This window comes from Pedobacter sp. WC2501 (genome assembly GCF_052682415.1).
Genome location: NZ_JBQZFI010000001.1, coordinates 3,413,124 through 3,428,782, shown reverse-complemented (window position 1 = coordinate 3,428,782; position 15,659 = coordinate 3,413,124). Strand labels below are relative to the sequence as shown.

The following is a 15,659-nucleotide window of genomic DNA, read 5'->3' as shown; positions in this document are numbered from 1 at the left end:
CCTAAACAGGCAGAGCAGTTTCGCGTTTGGCCTGTGTAATTACAAGTGAACTATTCAGGGTGCCTATGTTATCCAAACGACCAAATTTATTAGTCAGAAAATCGTTATAAGCGATCATATTCCTGGCAACAACCTTTAACATAAAATCAAAGCCACCTGTAGTATGGTAACACTCCAATACTTCATCGAATTTGCTTACCTCCTGCTGAAATAACCTGAAGGTATTAACAGAATGATTGGTAAGCTGAACCTGCAGATAACAGATCATGCAGTTGCCAAATTTATTAGGATCAATTAATGCCACTACAGAAGAAATGAACCCTAAACGTTCCAGGCGTTTTACACGTTCCTGAATCGGAGATTTTGAAAGATGTAGTATAGCAGCAAGTTCTTTGTAGGTTAGCCTTGCATCTTTTTGTAAAAGTGTTAAAATATCTCTGTCAGTTTGGTCAGGAGTGTATAATTCCATTATAGTGGTTAGTCTATTTATTTCTTTTAGGCTTAGTTTTATAATGAATACCCAAATATATGAATACTCTCTATTAAACCCTTATGCAGATCACAAAAAAGAACAAAATTTCGCTTAAAAGTATAATTAAAAATACAAACGAAATTAAATTCCGCCAAAACCCACTCAACAGGACATTTTCCGTATTTAACAACCATCTTCGTTTTAATTGTCAATCCGAAGGATATTTGTTTAACGAATGAGACAACTGCTAGCAGCAGTGCGTTGATTTAGTTTAGTTAATGATAACAAGAGCGCCAGCGCGATGCTGGCTCTTTTGCTTTTTAAAAACGCATATTTATCTTGTGCAAACCCACGGTAAATAATCAACTATCCCACAATATTTAAGCACACCCGGCTCCCTATTTACAATCTCAATACAAGAAGATAAAAATTCATCATGTCGAAAATCTTCAACTTTTTTTGGAATATTCAGTTTTTAGCTTTTACTTTGAAATACAAAGCACTTTACAAAACAGCAACAAAGCTGTTTTTTTATCCATATTAACTTTGAAATACAAAGCACTTTAAAAACCAAAAACATGAATCAATTGAATAAATTACGCTCACAGGATCCCCTATACTTTGGCGGATTAATTATGGTATCCATTTCTGCACTCATTTTTGGATTAACCATTAATATCGAACAGGAAAATAGTATAGGTATATTTTTTGTTAACTATGCCCTTTCTGCAGTTTATCAAATATGTTTACTTGTACATCTTTTTTCGAATTATAAATGGCATTGGGGGCAAGGAAAATTACACCATACGGTTTTATTACTCATTCTATTATTCATTAGCGCATTTAGTTTAAACCGCGAAATAAATGTATTTGATAGCTCGGTAACATGGTGTTCAGTATGGATTGCTCTGTCGGTTGTTACACTAATCCTAGCCTCTAACTTTAGATTAGTCCTTTTACAAAAATTCAGTTATGTTCTGTTCTTTTTTGTTGGATTAGCCCTGATGCTTTTTATTTATTATTCAATATTTCTATTTCCGCTCTATTTCATCAGTTTAATTGGTTTAGTGGCTTTAGGCATTTCCATTCATACTTATGTTCCTTTATTTTTAACCATCATTACCATTGCCCTTATCATAAAGGCGATACGCATCGATAGAAAGTTATGGTATCCAATCGTTGCAGGTTGCCTATTACCACTCATCGCGGCAACATTTTTCGCGTTAAAGTGGCAAAAAATCAATGAAAAAATCAATTCAATAATCAATAGAAATACTTTGAATGATTCGAAATTGCCTGCATGGGTTGAAGTGGGCCAGCAACTTGAACCAACTTTTGTTACCGAACGTTTATTGAAAACAGGATTCGTGTATCACGAAGCGGATATAGACCATCTTTTTTTTGGGGGGATGCCTAACAGATCATTTGACGAGAAACAACAACATGATCCATTAGTGGTGATTTCTACATTGTTGTTTAAGAAACCGAACCTCGATGAAAAACAAAGAATCAATATTTTAAAATCATTATATCGGGCAAGGCATCAGGCGCAAGAGCGTTTATGGGCAGGTGACCACCTCGAAACCATAAGTATGATCAATAACATTAGATTATTTCCGGCATATCGAATAGCTTATACCGAAAAAACAGTAATGATTAAAAACAATGCTAAGTCCTCCTGGAGCAGTCAGGAGGCCATTTACACTTTTAATCTTTCAGAGGGTTCGGTAGTTTCTTCATTATCGTTATGGATAGCGGGAAAAGAAGAAAAATCGAGGTTGACTACAAAAGCTAAAGCAGACTCTGCTTATAATACCATTGTAGGTACAGAACAACGTGATCCTTCTGTAATTCATTGGCAAGAGGGCAATACCATCACAGTACGGGTATTTCCTTGCACGCCTAAAGAAAATCGCAAGTTTAAGATTGGTGTAACCAGTCCGCTGCTGAAAGAAGGGAAGCAGCTGATCTATCAACCAATATTTTTTGAGGGTCCGGTTGCCAGCAATGTTTTAGAAACTACCCAACTCACCTATTCAGGTAAAATAACGGGATTAAAACTACCCAAATCTTTTAAAGAAATGGACCGGAATGTTTATTTATCTGAAGAAAAACAGCAATGGAATGCAAGTATTTCATGTTTGGCCCCTCCATTATCAACGGCAGCATTCTCTTTTGCTGGCAACAGTTATCAACTCGTCAATTACAATAAAAAATATAGCTCATTTAGTCCAGATTGCATATACCTGGACATTAACCGCAGCTGGAGTAAAGCAGAATTCGATTCAGTTTGCATGATGGCGCAAGAAAAACCTGTCTATGTTTTCGATCGTTCGATGATTAAACTTACACCGCAAAACCGCGAAGAGCTGTTTAAGAAGCTTTCTGGCTACACTTTTAGCTTGTTTCCAATCCAGGAAATAAACGCTCCCGAAAAAACATTACTTGTATCGAAGGGAGGTATACAAACCCCTAACCTAAACGACCTTGGGGATAGCCATTTTAGTAAGGAACTTGTAAATTATTTAAAAGCGCCAAAACAGATCCATTTTTTTAACCTGGGATTGTTAGAAAGTCCATATCTGAAAGCATTAAAAGAACTTCGGGTATTTAACTATGCGTCTGGAAGCATGGAAACTCTGGATAAATTAATGGCCAATAATTTATTTATACAGAATCAAGAAAACGATCAAACTGTTGTAATTGAAGATGCAGCTTTAATGATAAAAAAAGCAGATAATGTACAGACTCAAAATGTCCCTGATCATTTGTTACGCCTATTTGCCTATAATGATATTATGAAAAAAGTAGGTCCGGATTTTTTCTCGAAAAATTACATCAAACCTGATTTAATTGCAGAGGCAGAGCAAGCTTTCATTGTATCACCTGTATCGAGCTTAATTGTACTCGAAACACAAAAAGATTATGATCGTTTTAATATTGAGGAGAACAAAAACAGTTTAAAAAATGCTTCAATGAAATCATCTGGTGCCGTGCCAGAGCCACACGAGTGGGCACTTTTTGCCCTTTGTATGAGCTTTATTAGCTATATGTTTTTTAAAAGGAAAGATAAAAAAGCTATAGTATGTTAGCTATCAATCTCAAAAAACCAGTCTTTCCATTTATGTTTGTGGGAATAAGTTTCGTGTATTTTATTATACTATTATGGTTTCTACCTGGCTTTTTAAGCTGGGGTATAAATTTATATATAGGACTCCTGCTATCTCCATTTATCTGCAACTTTAAAAGCGGTCAATTCTCTTTAAGGTACTTAATCCCTGCTGTTATAACAATTGTTTTCGCTATTTGTATACCAGTTAAGACCTTCTTTTTTATTGCGTTGTTATTTGCGGCATTATTATTTATAGAAAATAGCCTGGGCAAGTTAAGCGAAGCTTTTTTGTTTTTACTTTTTCTACTTTCTCCGGTATTTAAATATCTTATTTCCATTGTCGATTTCCCCATCCGCTTATGGCTTACCACCAAAGTAACAGCGCTTCTTAATGCAATAGGTATGCATGCTACTGCTGTTGGGAACATTATCGAACTCGAAAAACATAGTTTTGCAGTAGATCCGGCCTGCGCAGGCTTAAATATGCTCGTTATTTCGCTCATCATCTGTTTATTCTTATTGGTATATTACCAAAAACGGACAGACAAGCAGCTACGATTTATACTGGTTGGCGGACTGTTTTCCCTAACTATCGGATTAAACATCTGCAGCAATTTTTTCAGGATCTTGTTATTGGTATTTTTCAAAAGTATGCCTGGTACCATTTCTCACGATGCGATCGGGATAATCTGCTTATCTATTTATGTTATTCTGCCATTAATATTTATTTCGAAAGCTATAATCAAACGCTTTTCGACGGTCGAACAGCCTTCTAATCAAAGCAGTTCAGTAAGTTATAATATCAGGTTTCAGTTATTACATATCACCTTATTAGCTTTGCTTATTTTTATTGCTCGAAATATTATAAAAGCGGATCAATTGACGCCTATCAACAATCAAATTCAATTATCCGGCTTTAAGAAGAAGCAATTGGAAACAGGAATATCCAAGTTCGAAAATAGCGAAGCCTTAATCTATATCAAGCCTGCGGCATTTTATGTTCCCGGGCACGACCCTAAACTATGCTGGACAGGCAGTGGTTATGATTTTAATAATATTAAAAAAGAAAAAGTAGCTAATACTGAAATTTACACTGCCATCCTCAGCAAAGGAACTGATCGGATTTATGCTGCCTGGTGGTTCGACAATGGCACGGTTAAGAGTATTGATCAGCTATTTTGGAGATGGACTGGGGCAACAGGATCGAAGCTTTTTTATCTGGTAAATGTAAATACGAACAATCGTAAAGACCTTCGCCATCAAGTGGTGCAATTGCTGGCAAATCAATATTATTTAACTGGCAAGCGATGAATACGGAAGAACAAAAACTAAGACTACACGTCAATATATATATCTGTACAATTATTGTAGGATTGGCGATAAGCGGATTAACCGCTTTTCCGTTAGAAACCGAAATGGCTTATTTGGTTAAACGCAGTGAAACATATCCAATTAGCCTTAAAACCTGGCTTAGAACGGTTTATCAGGCAATTAAAACGACTAATCTACGCTATCCATTTTTAAGTTATGGCACCGATTGGCTAGCTTTTGCGCATCTCATGCTGGCCGTGCTTTTTATCGGCCCATTAAAAGATCCAGTAAAAAACAAATGGGTGATCGATTTTGGTATGATCTGCTGTGTCGCGATCATCCCATTGGCCTTAATTGCCGGGAACATCCGTCAGATTCCCATATTTTGGCAAATGATAGATTGTTCTTTTGGTATTCTCGGAATTATTCCGTTGATACTGTGCCGTATCAACATTAAAAAAATTGAAATATTAGAAGAGGATTATGGACTTTGTAGATAAACATTCCATCGTAAGGAAAATATGGGGCAATACAGATGTTGTTCTTTTTATTTTTGCCGGCGCAGCAGCAGAATTTAGCCTGAATAAAGCTGTTGATTGGTTATATTTTACGGGTAAACTGCCAAAAGATCCGTTGGGAAGACTTTTTTCTACGGTTGCTTATGCGCAAAAAATCGTATTTTCTACTTTAACTGAAGCCCATGCAGCGATAGATCAGATTACCATGATCCATCAGCATGTTGAAGCTGGAAGAAAGGCAAAAATTCCAGATTGGGCCTATCGGGATGTATTGTTCATGCTGATTGATTATTCTATCCGCGCTTTTGAAGTGCTGGAAAGAAAACTCACTTTAACAGAAAAGGAAGAAATATTTACCAGTTTCTATCTGGTTGGCTATCGCATGGAAATAAACGGACTTCCAACTAATTTTGCAGCCTGGCAAGTGATGCATGAACAACAGTTAGAGAAAAACTTAATTTGCAGCTGTTTTTCTCATGATCTTTTTGATCAGTACAAAAAACACCTGGGTGCGCTGAGGTATCTGTTAATGATAAAAATACAGGCACTAATCGTTCCACATAAAGTGAATGAGTTGCTTGAACTCGGAGAAGGAAAACCCATTAAATCAGTGCTTGCTTTATACAAAATAAGCCGAAAACTGAAAGTGAACAAACCGTTACGAAACTTAATTCTTCCGGCAGCGTATAAGGCACAGATTTTGAACCTCGAAGCTTTTTAAGCATAATGAAGCTGTATCACAAAGTTAACTTCGACTCGTATTGTCACGTTGAGCTCAGCCTGTACTGAGCTTGACGAAGTATCGAAACGCCCTGCCAAGGCGTATTTAATCTAGTCCTTTGACAGGTTACCATTGAAAGAATCTAATAAAATGGTCGTCATTGCTGAGTAACCATCAGGTCTGTGGCCTGAAAAAAATAGGAATGATGTACTATATGCACTTTCTAAAGTATTATGTTTAAGATTTTGCATCCTTGCAAAACTCATTGGGTTAAGATGTCTGAGGTGGTCGTAAAAATTAAAGACTACGCAGTTTAATTAACTACCTTAGACACCAAAGAACATCTAATTCATTAAATAATCTTTTAAGCTTTACACCATACAAAGAACATGTAAGCTTGTATGTCCTTAAATGTCTTATATGGTCAAAAAAATAACACTAAATATCAGTTGCTTCGCCGGCTGAAAAAGCCTTCTCGCATCTGATAGCAATCGAATGACGATTCTGCGCGGCCAATTAATTCGTTTAAATTCCCTGTCTTTCATACCGATTTTAGGCAATAAATTGACTCCAGCATTGATATTAATTTTCAAACAACTATTAATCAATAAGTTAACTACTTCCATATTTAACAGGAGTTCTTTATAAGCGCTATAAAAAAACTGTTCGCTGTCGCACATCGACTGTTCGGAAATGAACAGCTCTCGATAAGCAAATGAGCAGAAACACCTCTTAAGAAGCAATTAAGGGCACATTTTCATTTTGGCACCAGCTTAGTTAACCATGCAACTGAATAATATTGGTGCAAACTAATTTCCATTAGCAGATCACCATAGCCTAAAAAATTACATTTAATTAAACACAATATGAAAACCACAATTAAAACGCTAATCATGATGGTATTAACTGCAATAACCTTGGCAGCTACCCTTCCAAACAATTTAAGAGCTGCAGAAAAAAAGAATACGTTACTCTACAACATTCAAAACTTTAGAAAGATTGTGATAAAGGGCAATGTAGAAGTAATATTGGTTCAGCGGTCAACTATTGGAGTATTTTATGCCGATGACAATACTGGACATGTGAAAGTTACGCAGCAGGGCGAGGTGCTACGTATTACCAGCCTCGATAAAGAAAAGTGTAAACTTATTATTTATGTAAACGATATCTACCGCATTGAGGCAGATGAAAATGCGGTAGTGAAAACAGAAGCAAAACTCACCACGAAATTTCTCCAGATCATTCTTAAGGGAAATGCCTTTGCCGATATTGACACCAGTACTGAGGGGCTCTATACTGAAATTCTCGACAGCAGTACGTTAAAATTAAAAGGTAATACCAATCGCCATGCTTTGATTATGGGCAAAGCAACCAATTTAACTATTGATCATTTTGCTGCTGCCCAAACGGATGTTAGCCGGGTAGAAACCTCTGATGAAGAAATTGCCGCTCTTGTTCTTTAAAAAAATTCAAACCTCTACCATTGACAGATTCCGATAGAATGGTCGTCACCTCGATCCGATAAATATCGGATGTAGCGCAGCAAATGGAGAGATCTTTGAACTATCTTAAAAGATTTCTCCACTGCGGTCGAAAGGACGATGCTTCGAAACCACTCGCGGTGCTTAACTTAATGGCATTGGGTCTTGCTTATATATAAAAAGATGCTGGCCACTGACCTTTAATCAAGTACCATGTTTGATTTTAAATAGGATCGTCATTGCGAGGAGGAACGACGAAGCAATCTTACAACTATGGGTTTATAGCGACCGCATTAAGATTGCTTCGTCGGCTGAAAAAGCCTTCTCGCAATGACGATACTTCGAGACCACTCGCGGTGCTAGCTTAAAAAAAAGCAGCTCTCTTCAGAACTGCTTTTCAATTTTAGTATCGGGAAAACTATTTAGCCCTGCTCAATTTCCTTCAGGCTATTCATTTTTTTATAAGCTAAGAATCCTTTTATATCTTCAAAGTGTTCGCGAACACGTTTATTACCAAATTCAAATACTTTTTGTACCAATCCATCTAAGAAATCCCGGTCATGCGATACCAAAATTAAAGTACCATCAAAATCTTTTAATGCATCTTTAATAATGTCTTTGGTCTTCATATCCAAATGGTTAGTCGGCTCATCGAGGATTAATACATTTACAGGCTCTAACAACAATTTAATCATCGCTAAACGCGTTTTCTCGCCACCAGAAAGCACTTTAACCTTTTTAGTGGTATCATCGCCACTAAACATAAAGGCACCTAAAAGGTCTTTAATTTTTATTGAGCCATCGCTTAATGGAATCTGATCAATGGTTTCGAATACAGTGAGATTCTCATCAAGTAATGCGGCCTGGTTTTGCGCAAAATAGCCAATTTTAGCATTGTGCCCTACTTTTAAACCGCCTTCAAAATCTATCTCCCCCATAATGGCTTTAATCATCGTCGATTTACCTTCGCCGTTTTTACCAACGAAAGCCACTTTTTCTCCCCGTTCGATCACCATGGATGCTTTTTCGAAAACCACATGATCGCCATAAGTTTTAGTAAGTTCTTCTACCATTACCGGATACTGACCTGAACGTGGCGATGGCGGAAACTTTAATCGTAATGCCGATGTATCTACTTCATCAATCTCAATTACTTCAAGCTTCTCGAGCATTTTAACACGCGATTGCACCTGTAAGGTTTTAGAATAAGTTCCCCTAAAACGATCAATAAACTCCTGGTTATCGGCAATAAAACGTTGCTGTTCTTCATAAGCCTTTAACTGGTGTATACGGCGATCAGCACGCAGTTGAAGGTAATGGGTATATTTGGCTTTATAATCATATATCCTGCCCATCGTTACCTCAATGGTACGGTTGGTAATGTTATCTACAAAAGTACGATCGTGAGAGATCACCATTACGGCCTTTGCGGAATTGATCAGGAAATCTTCCAGCCATTGAATACTTTCGATATCCATGTGGTTGGTAGGCTCATCCAGTAAGATCAGATCAGGTTTCTTTAATAAAATCTTGGCTAACTCAATGCGCATACGCCATCCACCCGAAAACTCAGAAGTTTGGCGGCTAAAGTCTTTGCGTTCAAAACCCAAACCCTTCAACACTTTCTCTACTTCCGCATCATAATTGATTTCTTCAATGGAGTAAAATTGCTCACTCAGTTCCGATACGCGCTCGATAAGCTTCATATAATCATCACTTTCGTAATCGGTACGGATAGTAAGTTGTTCATTCAGCTCATCAAGTTCTTTTTGCATCTGGTTTACCTCTGCAAAAGCCTTCATGGTTTCCTCAAAAACAGTAACATTGTCATGAGTGAGCAAATGTTGGGGCAAATAGGCAATCACCGCTTCTTTCGGACCTGTTACGTTACCGGAAGTAGGTTTAGCTACATCGGCAATGATTTTTAGTATGGTCGACTTGCCAGCACCATTTTTACCCATCAGCGCGATTTTATCGTTCTCGTTTATCGAAAAGGTTACATCGCTAAAAAGGGTAGTTCCGCCAAATGAAACGGAGATATTATTTACATTGATCACGAATTGGGAATATTAAATTAGCGGCAAAGATAAAGGAAAGCGGTTAAATTTAATAGCCAGTCTGGAAAAACCTCAAACTATTGACTCCATCTCATAAAATTTGAACTGAACGAAATTTAAACAAGAAGCTGTATCATAAATATTGAACTGTCAATCTGAAGGATAATTTATTTTATAAAAATCAATATAAATGACCTAATTAATCTTCACGTAAAAATTCCCTTGTGTTACCGTCATTTCGAGCGGAGTGCAACGCAGTCGAGAAACCTAACTAAATAGATCTCTCCACTTCGCGTTGCTCCGGTCGAGATGACGACCATTCTATTGGAGTCTTTATGATACAGCCTCTATACAATACTTAACTATACTTAATCAAAATCTAACCAAATATGCTATTTATGAAGTTTTTTCGCTCTTAAATATTCAATAAGTTCTTTGGGCCGGTCGGTCTGGATCAGGTTTGCTTTACGGCTAATCAGCCAGCCCCAGCTTTCATCCTTTTTGTTTTCTTCAACTGCCAGGTCATCATCATGACCACCGTTCTGTTCTGGCCATAAACTATTGATCCATAAACCATAATTTGTTCTCAGGCTGGCAATATTTCTTAACACAGATAAGGTATCGGTACTGAAGTTGGCCTGGATAATGGTTTTACGATGGGGTTTATAACTTGCGATAATTTCTGAAGCATCAGCTCTTTTCATATCCACTATTGGCATGATGGTAATGTCTTCCTCAATTTTACCTACCTCCTGTTCTATCTGGGGTAACGGTGTACTTCCTTTTACATTCACAATGGCCTGGCCGATCATTCCCTGTTCGCGCAATTCCTTAATTACCTGAGGATAATAATCATATCCCTTATCTACATCAATAATGATCTTATCTTTCGCAATGGCCAGTATTTCAATAAAGGTTGGTATATGGTGTTTGGTTGGATGCCCGGAACCTGCGCGTAGAAAAAAGGTTTTCAATTCGGCTAGGGTATAATCAGACACATTACCCTTTCCTGTTGTGGTCCTGTCAATGGTTTGATCGTGCATGATCACCAGCTGACCGTCTTTTGTTTTCTTCAGGTCCAGTTCCATAATGTCTACTCCCATAGCAATGCAGTTTTTAAGGGCCTGAATTGAATTTTCAGGCGTATTGCGCCAGTCGCCACGATGGGCCGTAACCAATACCCTTTGGCTTTTAGGGTTTAGCACTTCTTTTAAGCTAGCTTCTGGTACTGATTGTGCAAACCCACTAAAAGCAATACATGCTATGGATAACTGTAAAATAATTCTTTTCATTTCGTTTTATTAAAATTTGATGGTATTTATGGATTTTGTTTAATTGCGGGATCTGTATCAATCTGGTCTTGCGGAATAGGTTGCAGCAGATCGTGGTTTGTAATTCTGGTGGTTATATTTTGTGAGGTAAACCAGGTGTTCATTACCGAAACGGCAGTACCTGTTCTGAGCAGATCAAACCAACGATGGCCTTCCCCTATCAGCTCCAATCTTCTCTCCAACGTAATTGCATCCCTAACATCTACCTGACTCTGCTGTGTGGCATCGGTCAGGCCCGCTCTTCTTCGTACCAGATTCAGGTAAGTTTTTGCTGTCTCAGCATTCCCCAGCTCATTTTCATCTTCTGCCAGCATCAACAATACATCTGCATAACGCAACACCACAAAATTACTGCCTCCATCTACCGGTGTTGTTGCTGACGCCTTCAGTTTGGTAGAGAAAGGAGTTCCGGCACTGGTTAGGCCAACATAAGCTGTTTTGCGTTTATCCGAAGCACTATACAGCTGATAGAAACTTTTGGTTGGCAGGTTATGGCCTTTTGCGCCGCTGATGGTACCCGATGGGCTGAACTGCTGATAAGCTGAACTGCCTTCGCTGTTTCCATTTATACCTGATGCAAACTGCACGGCAAAAATAATTTCATTATTGTTCTTGTTAGTCAATGCGAAAATGTCAGCTGGCTCAGCAAGCAACTGGTGCCTTCCCGAGGCAACTACATCTGCCAGTACGGCTTTGCTTTCTGCAAATTTGCCCAAGGTTAAATATACTTTTCCGATTAAAGATTGAGCAGCTGTTTTAACAGCTTTGCCCGGTGTAGTAGTACTTACAGGCAATTCTTGTATGGCATTGGTCAGGTCTGAAATGATCTGCGCATATACCAGATCTTTATTTGTACGCCCCTGCCCAAAAAACTCGTTAGGATTGGTGGTTTCTTTGGTCACTAAAGGTACATCGCCAAATACACGAACCATATTAAAGTAGAGCAGGGCTCGTACGAAATGCATTTCCCCTTTTCTGGCCTGCTTTGTGCCAGCGCTGGAATAAGAAATACCATCTATCCTGTTCAGTATCGTATTGGCGCGCTGAATGCCCTGGTAGGAATTCTTCCATAAATCTGAAAGCATACCATTGGAGGCAACGGTAGTAAACTGATCGAGCTGGCCATACATCCCGCTGTCGTTTGCAGGCACCTCATCGAATGTATTATCTGAGGGAATTTCTCCGATGGCAGGCAGGTAAAGGCCATATAAGCCATTTAATTGTAAGGTACCGTAAACCGCGTTCACATACTCTTCAACTTCGGTTTCTGTGGTGAGAAAATTAGTGAGAGATTTAGAAGTGATGGGCTGTTGATTGAGTTCTTTAGTACAGGAAGTTATTCCTAAAAGACAGAAAAGTCCTCCTGTAACAAGTATTTTATTGATTATTTTTTTCATCGGTATATTATGGTTTTTAAGCAGCAGGCTGGATGATGGTTTCATATAATTAAGATGTTGCTTTACATTAAAAGGTTAAATTGAAACCTGCTACAAAAGACCTGGCCACGGGATAGTTGGAATTAGAATAGCCTGAGGTCAGTACGTTATCGCTTGTGGCATCAGGATTGAATCCCCGAAAATTAGTTACGGTGAGCAGGTTATTTCCGGTTACATATACACTTGCCCTGGATACTTTTAGTTTAGACAATAATTTCGAAGACAGGTTATAAGTAAGCTGAACATTACGCAGGCGGATATAATCAGCCTTTTGGAAGAAAACATTCGAGGCATTCGTATTGAGCCTGTTGGCAGAATAATTGGTATTGGGTTGCGCCAAAAAACCATTTGGGTTATTAACAGGATGGTACCTGTTCTCGTAATAATAAGTATCGGCCATCGAGAAACCTTCTCCGGATTCCATATTGACTAATCCATTATCATAAATCTTCCTTCCCCATATTCCGTTGATGGAGAAACTCAGTTCAAAGCTTTTATAAGCCAAACTACTGTTGAAACCATAGGTAATTTTTGGTGCATAGGTACCGAAGCCCATCCGGTCATCGGGCGTTATTTTTCCATCACCGTTTACATCCTGCACAATATAATCGCCAAGCAGGGTTCCGGCAACGTGCGGGCTATTGTCTATCTCACTTTGGTTTTTATATACACCGGTTACGTTATAGCCATAAAGTTCGGCAATGGGGCCACCAACCTTGGTTCTGAATGCGCTATTGGTACCAGTAACAATCTGGTTCTGCCCTGGCCCCAGTTCCAATACCTTATTTTTATTGCTGGCGATGTTGGCACCAAAATTCCAGTTTAAAGGACCGAGTTTAATATTTGTACCAGAGAGTTCGAGTTCCAGGCCTTTGTTGCTAGCCCTGCCCACATTTTGCAGTGCGCTATCATAACCTGATTGCGAGGGCAAGGGAACCTGCAATAAAAGATCTGAAGTAACCATCGAATAATAATTGGCAGAAAGGTTCAAGACCTTGAAAAGCCCTAAATCCATTCCAAAATTATAAGAGGTTTTAGTTTCCCAGGATAGTGTACTGTTTGCCGGGTTAACTGCAGCAAAGCCTGGAAGAAGTGTTGATCCGCTTACATAACTTAGCGGATTTGCAAGGGCATAAGAACTGTAATTACCAATCTGATTATTTCCGGCCTTGCCGTAAGTAGCCCTAAACTTTAATAAATTAATCCAGTTTACCTTTGGAAAAAAATCTTCCCTGCTCAAAATCCATCCCCCGGTTAACGATGGGAAATTACCCCATTTTGCATCCTGACCAAACCTTGAAGAACCATCTCTCCTGATAGCTGCCGAAAACAGGTATTTGTTTGCATAAGCATACTGTAATCTGGTCAGGTAAGAAAGCTGTGTCCAGACGTACCTTTGCGGAACCACAGAAAATGAAGATGCTCCGGCAATGTTGTCAATATTATTATCAGGAATTCCGGTACCCGAAACCAGCGTATTGTTACCAGATTCTTTCTGAAAAGTGGTTCCGGCCAGCACATTGATATCGTGTTTCCCAAAGGTCTTCTCAAAAGTAAGGGTGTTCTCCCAAAGGTAATTGATGACTGAGCCATTTGTTTCGCTCGCCCGGGCTGGTTTTGGTGCTGCGGTACGGTATTCACCCACATCAGATGGGGTAAAAAAGTCGATAAAACTATTGCTGTAATCTCCACCTAAAAGTGATTTAAAGGTAAGCCCTGCAACCGGTTTAAAATTAAGGTAGGCATTACCAAAGGTGCGAAACAGGTTTTTATTGTATTTCGTTTTTTCCATTATCGCAACAGGATTTTCACCAAGGGCACCATCTTCTGGTGTATTCGCCGTAATCTGCTGGCTTATGGCTAAAGTGCCATCGTTGTTTCTGGCAGGGAAAAAAGGATACATAATCAGTGCGGCACCAATGGCATCGCTGCTCCTGCTTGCGTCATTCTGGAAAAATTTCTGACGGTTGTAACTTGGGTTAATGCTCAAACCTATATCAAATGATTTAGAGAGTTTGGAATCAAACTTAAACGACATGCTGTAACGTTTCAGTCCGGTTTCTATCACGATCCCGTCCTGATCAAAATAATTGCCCGAGAAATAATATTTAGATTTATCGTTTCCACCCGAAACCGCAACATTATAACTGCTGATGGGGGCTGTTCGAAAAATCTCGTCCAGCCAATCGGTATTGGTTAATCCTGGCTGGTTATTTAAATAGGGCTGAATGTAGTTTAACCTTAAATCTCTTTTATTTGCACCCTTCGAAACCCTGGTGGCATAATCATCGCTAATACTTCTGTTTGTTGTGTTTCTGGACACATAGCCCCAGTCCCGTGCTTCGGTATTCAGCTGGGCGAACTGATAACCGTCTACAAGATCAACTTTATCTGCACGCACCTGCGCACCAGTATAAAAGTCGAAAGAAACGGTATTCTTATCTGAACGGCCATTTTTAGTGGTAATCAGGATCACCCCATTGGCAGCCCTTGAACCATAAATGGCTGCTGATGCCGGATCCTTTAGGATATCAATGGTTTCTATATCCTGTGGATTCACGGTATTGAGCGAACTTCCTTCAGAAAGTGGAAAACCATCTACTACGACCAAAGGACTTACACCCGCCGTAAGCGTACCGATACCGCGAATCACGATCTGTGGATCGGTGCCTGGTTGCGCTGAAGCATCATTAATCACCACACCAGCTGCTTTACCGGCGAGTTGCTGGGCGAAGTTACTGCCAGCGTATTTATTCAGTTCCTCTGATTTCACCTGAGAAATTGCTCCGGTAATCTTGGTTTTCCGCTGGCTACCATAACCTACCACCACCACATCATTCAAACCTGAAGAACTGGTTTCCATACGGATGAGGATAGAATTATTGGTACCCGGATTGATTAGAAAGCCAAGTGACGTCTTCTTTTCGTAACCGACATAATTAAAAGAAAAATCGTACCTGTTTCCTATTTTAACATTGTTAAAAACAAATATTCCTTTTAAATCGGTAACCGTACTTTCTTGTTTTTTAGTTGTCTGATCTACCATCATTACCGATACCCCGGGAAGTGTAGCGCCTTTTTCATCAACTACGGTTCCTTTAACTGAGGTATTCTGCTGTGCATAAACAGCATGGGTAATCATGGTCAGTAGCGCAAATGCGGCAAAACATTTGAATTTTCTGATTGTCTTTTTAAGTTTGTTTGTTTGCATGATATGATT

10 protein-coding genes are annotated in these 15,659 nt (G+C 39.0%); 5 read left to right on the top strand and 5 right to left on the bottom strand.

Annotated features, from left to right (window positions below; genetic code table 11):
- Position 1: 1 nt before the first annotated feature.
- Entirely contained in the window at positions 2-469 is a 468-nt protein-coding gene (locus tag ACUN24_RS14590; protein ID WP_445563149.1) for an Lrp/AsnC family transcriptional regulator, read from the bottom strand.
- Positions 470-1,050: 581 nt separating this feature from the next.
- Here ACUN24_RS14590 and ACUN24_RS14585 point away from each other — a divergent pair.
- The 5 genes from ACUN24_RS14585 (at position 1,051) to ACUN24_RS14565 (ending at position 7,597) form a co-directional block, all read left to right on the top strand.
- Positions 1,051-3,564, top strand: coding sequence for an XrtN system VIT domain-containing protein (locus tag ACUN24_RS14585; protein WP_445563148.1), 2,514 nt, complete (start codon positions 1,051-1,053; stop codon positions 3,562-3,564).
- The gene (gene xrtN, locus ACUN24_RS14580) at positions 3,558-4,895 is read left to right on the top strand and encodes an exosortase N (RefSeq protein WP_445563147.1); all 1,338 of its coding nucleotides are present in this window, start codon (positions 3,558-3,560) and stop codon (positions 4,893-4,895) included. The genes ACUN24_RS14585 and xrtN overlap by 7 nt, the downstream gene beginning before the upstream one ends.
- Positions 4,892-5,395: a hypothetical protein gene (locus ACUN24_RS14575; RefSeq protein ID WP_445563146.1), complete on the top strand. Its 504-nt coding sequence runs from the start codon at positions 4,892-4,894 to the stop codon at positions 5,393-5,395. The genes xrtN and ACUN24_RS14575 overlap by 4 nt, the downstream gene beginning before the upstream one ends.
- The gene (locus tag ACUN24_RS14570; RefSeq protein ID WP_445563145.1) at positions 5,379-6,134 is read left to right on the top strand and encodes an oxygenase MpaB family protein; all 756 of its coding nucleotides are present in this window, start codon (positions 5,379-5,381) and stop codon (positions 6,132-6,134) included. The genes ACUN24_RS14575 and ACUN24_RS14570 overlap by 17 nt, the downstream gene beginning before the upstream one ends.
- Before the next feature lie 866 nt (positions 6,135-7,000).
- Positions 7,001-7,597 (top strand): GIN domain-containing protein, encoded by a 597-nt coding sequence (locus ACUN24_RS14565; protein WP_445563144.1) that lies wholly within the window; start codon positions 7,001-7,003, stop codon positions 7,595-7,597.
- Between the two features lie 440 nt (positions 7,598-8,037).
- On the opposite strand, the gene ACUN24_RS14560 is transcribed toward ACUN24_RS14565, so the two are convergent.
- The 4 genes from ACUN24_RS14560 to ACUN24_RS14545 form a co-directional block, all read right to left on the bottom strand.
- The gene (locus tag ACUN24_RS14560; RefSeq protein WP_445563143.1) at positions 8,038-9,672 is read right to left on the bottom strand and encodes an ABC-F family ATP-binding cassette domain-containing protein; all 1,635 of its coding nucleotides are present in this window, start codon (positions 9,670-9,672) and stop codon (positions 8,038-8,040) included.
- Between the two features lie 392 nt (positions 9,673-10,064).
- Positions 10,065-10,964: a glycerophosphodiester phosphodiesterase family protein gene (locus ACUN24_RS14555; RefSeq protein ID WP_445563142.1), complete on the bottom strand. Its 900-nt coding sequence runs from the start codon at positions 10,962-10,964 to the stop codon at positions 10,065-10,067.
- A 26-nt stretch (positions 10,965-10,990) separates the two neighbouring features.
- A complete protein-coding gene (locus tag ACUN24_RS14550; protein ID WP_445563141.1) occupies positions 10,991-12,400 on the bottom strand; it encodes a RagB/SusD family nutrient uptake outer membrane protein in 1,410 nt (469 codons plus the stop codon).
- Positions 12,401-12,467: 67 nt separating this feature from the next.
- A complete protein-coding gene (locus ACUN24_RS14545; RefSeq protein ID WP_445563140.1) occupies positions 12,468-15,650 on the bottom strand; it encodes a SusC/RagA family TonB-linked outer membrane protein in 3,183 nt (1,060 codons plus the stop codon).
- Positions 15,651-15,659: the final 9 nt, after the last annotated feature.

Bases quoted from the DNA above. Each gene is read 5' to 3' on its own strand.
- ACUN24_RS14545 (WP_445563140.1), bottom strand. From the start codon at position 15,650: ATGCAAACAAACAAACTTAAAAAGACAATCAGAAAATTCAAATGTTTT.
- ACUN24_RS14555 (WP_445563142.1), bottom strand. From the start codon at position 10,964: ATGAAAAGAATTATTTTACAGTTATCCATAGCATGTATTGCTTTTAGT.
- xrtN (WP_445563147.1), top strand. From the start codon at position 3,558: ATGTTAGCTATCAATCTCAAAAAACCAGTCTTTCCATTTATGTTTGTG.
- ACUN24_RS14570 (WP_445563145.1), top strand. From the start codon at position 5,379: ATGGACTTTGTAGATAAACATTCCATCGTAAGGAAAATATGGGGCAAT.
- ACUN24_RS14550 (WP_445563141.1), bottom strand. From the start codon at position 12,400: ATGAAAAAAATAATCAATAAAATACTTGTTACAGGAGGACTTTTCTGT.
- ACUN24_RS14585 (WP_445563148.1), top strand. From the start codon at position 1,051: ATGAATCAATTGAATAAATTACGCTCACAGGATCCCCTATACTTTGGC.
- ACUN24_RS14590 (WP_445563149.1), bottom strand. From the start codon at position 469: ATGGAATTATACACTCCTGACCAAACTGACAGAGATATTTTAACACTT.
- ACUN24_RS14575 (WP_445563146.1), top strand. From the start codon at position 4,892: ATGAATACGGAAGAACAAAAACTAAGACTACACGTCAATATATATATC.
- ACUN24_RS14565 (WP_445563144.1), top strand. From the start codon at position 7,001: ATGAAAACCACAATTAAAACGCTAATCATGATGGTATTAACTGCAATA.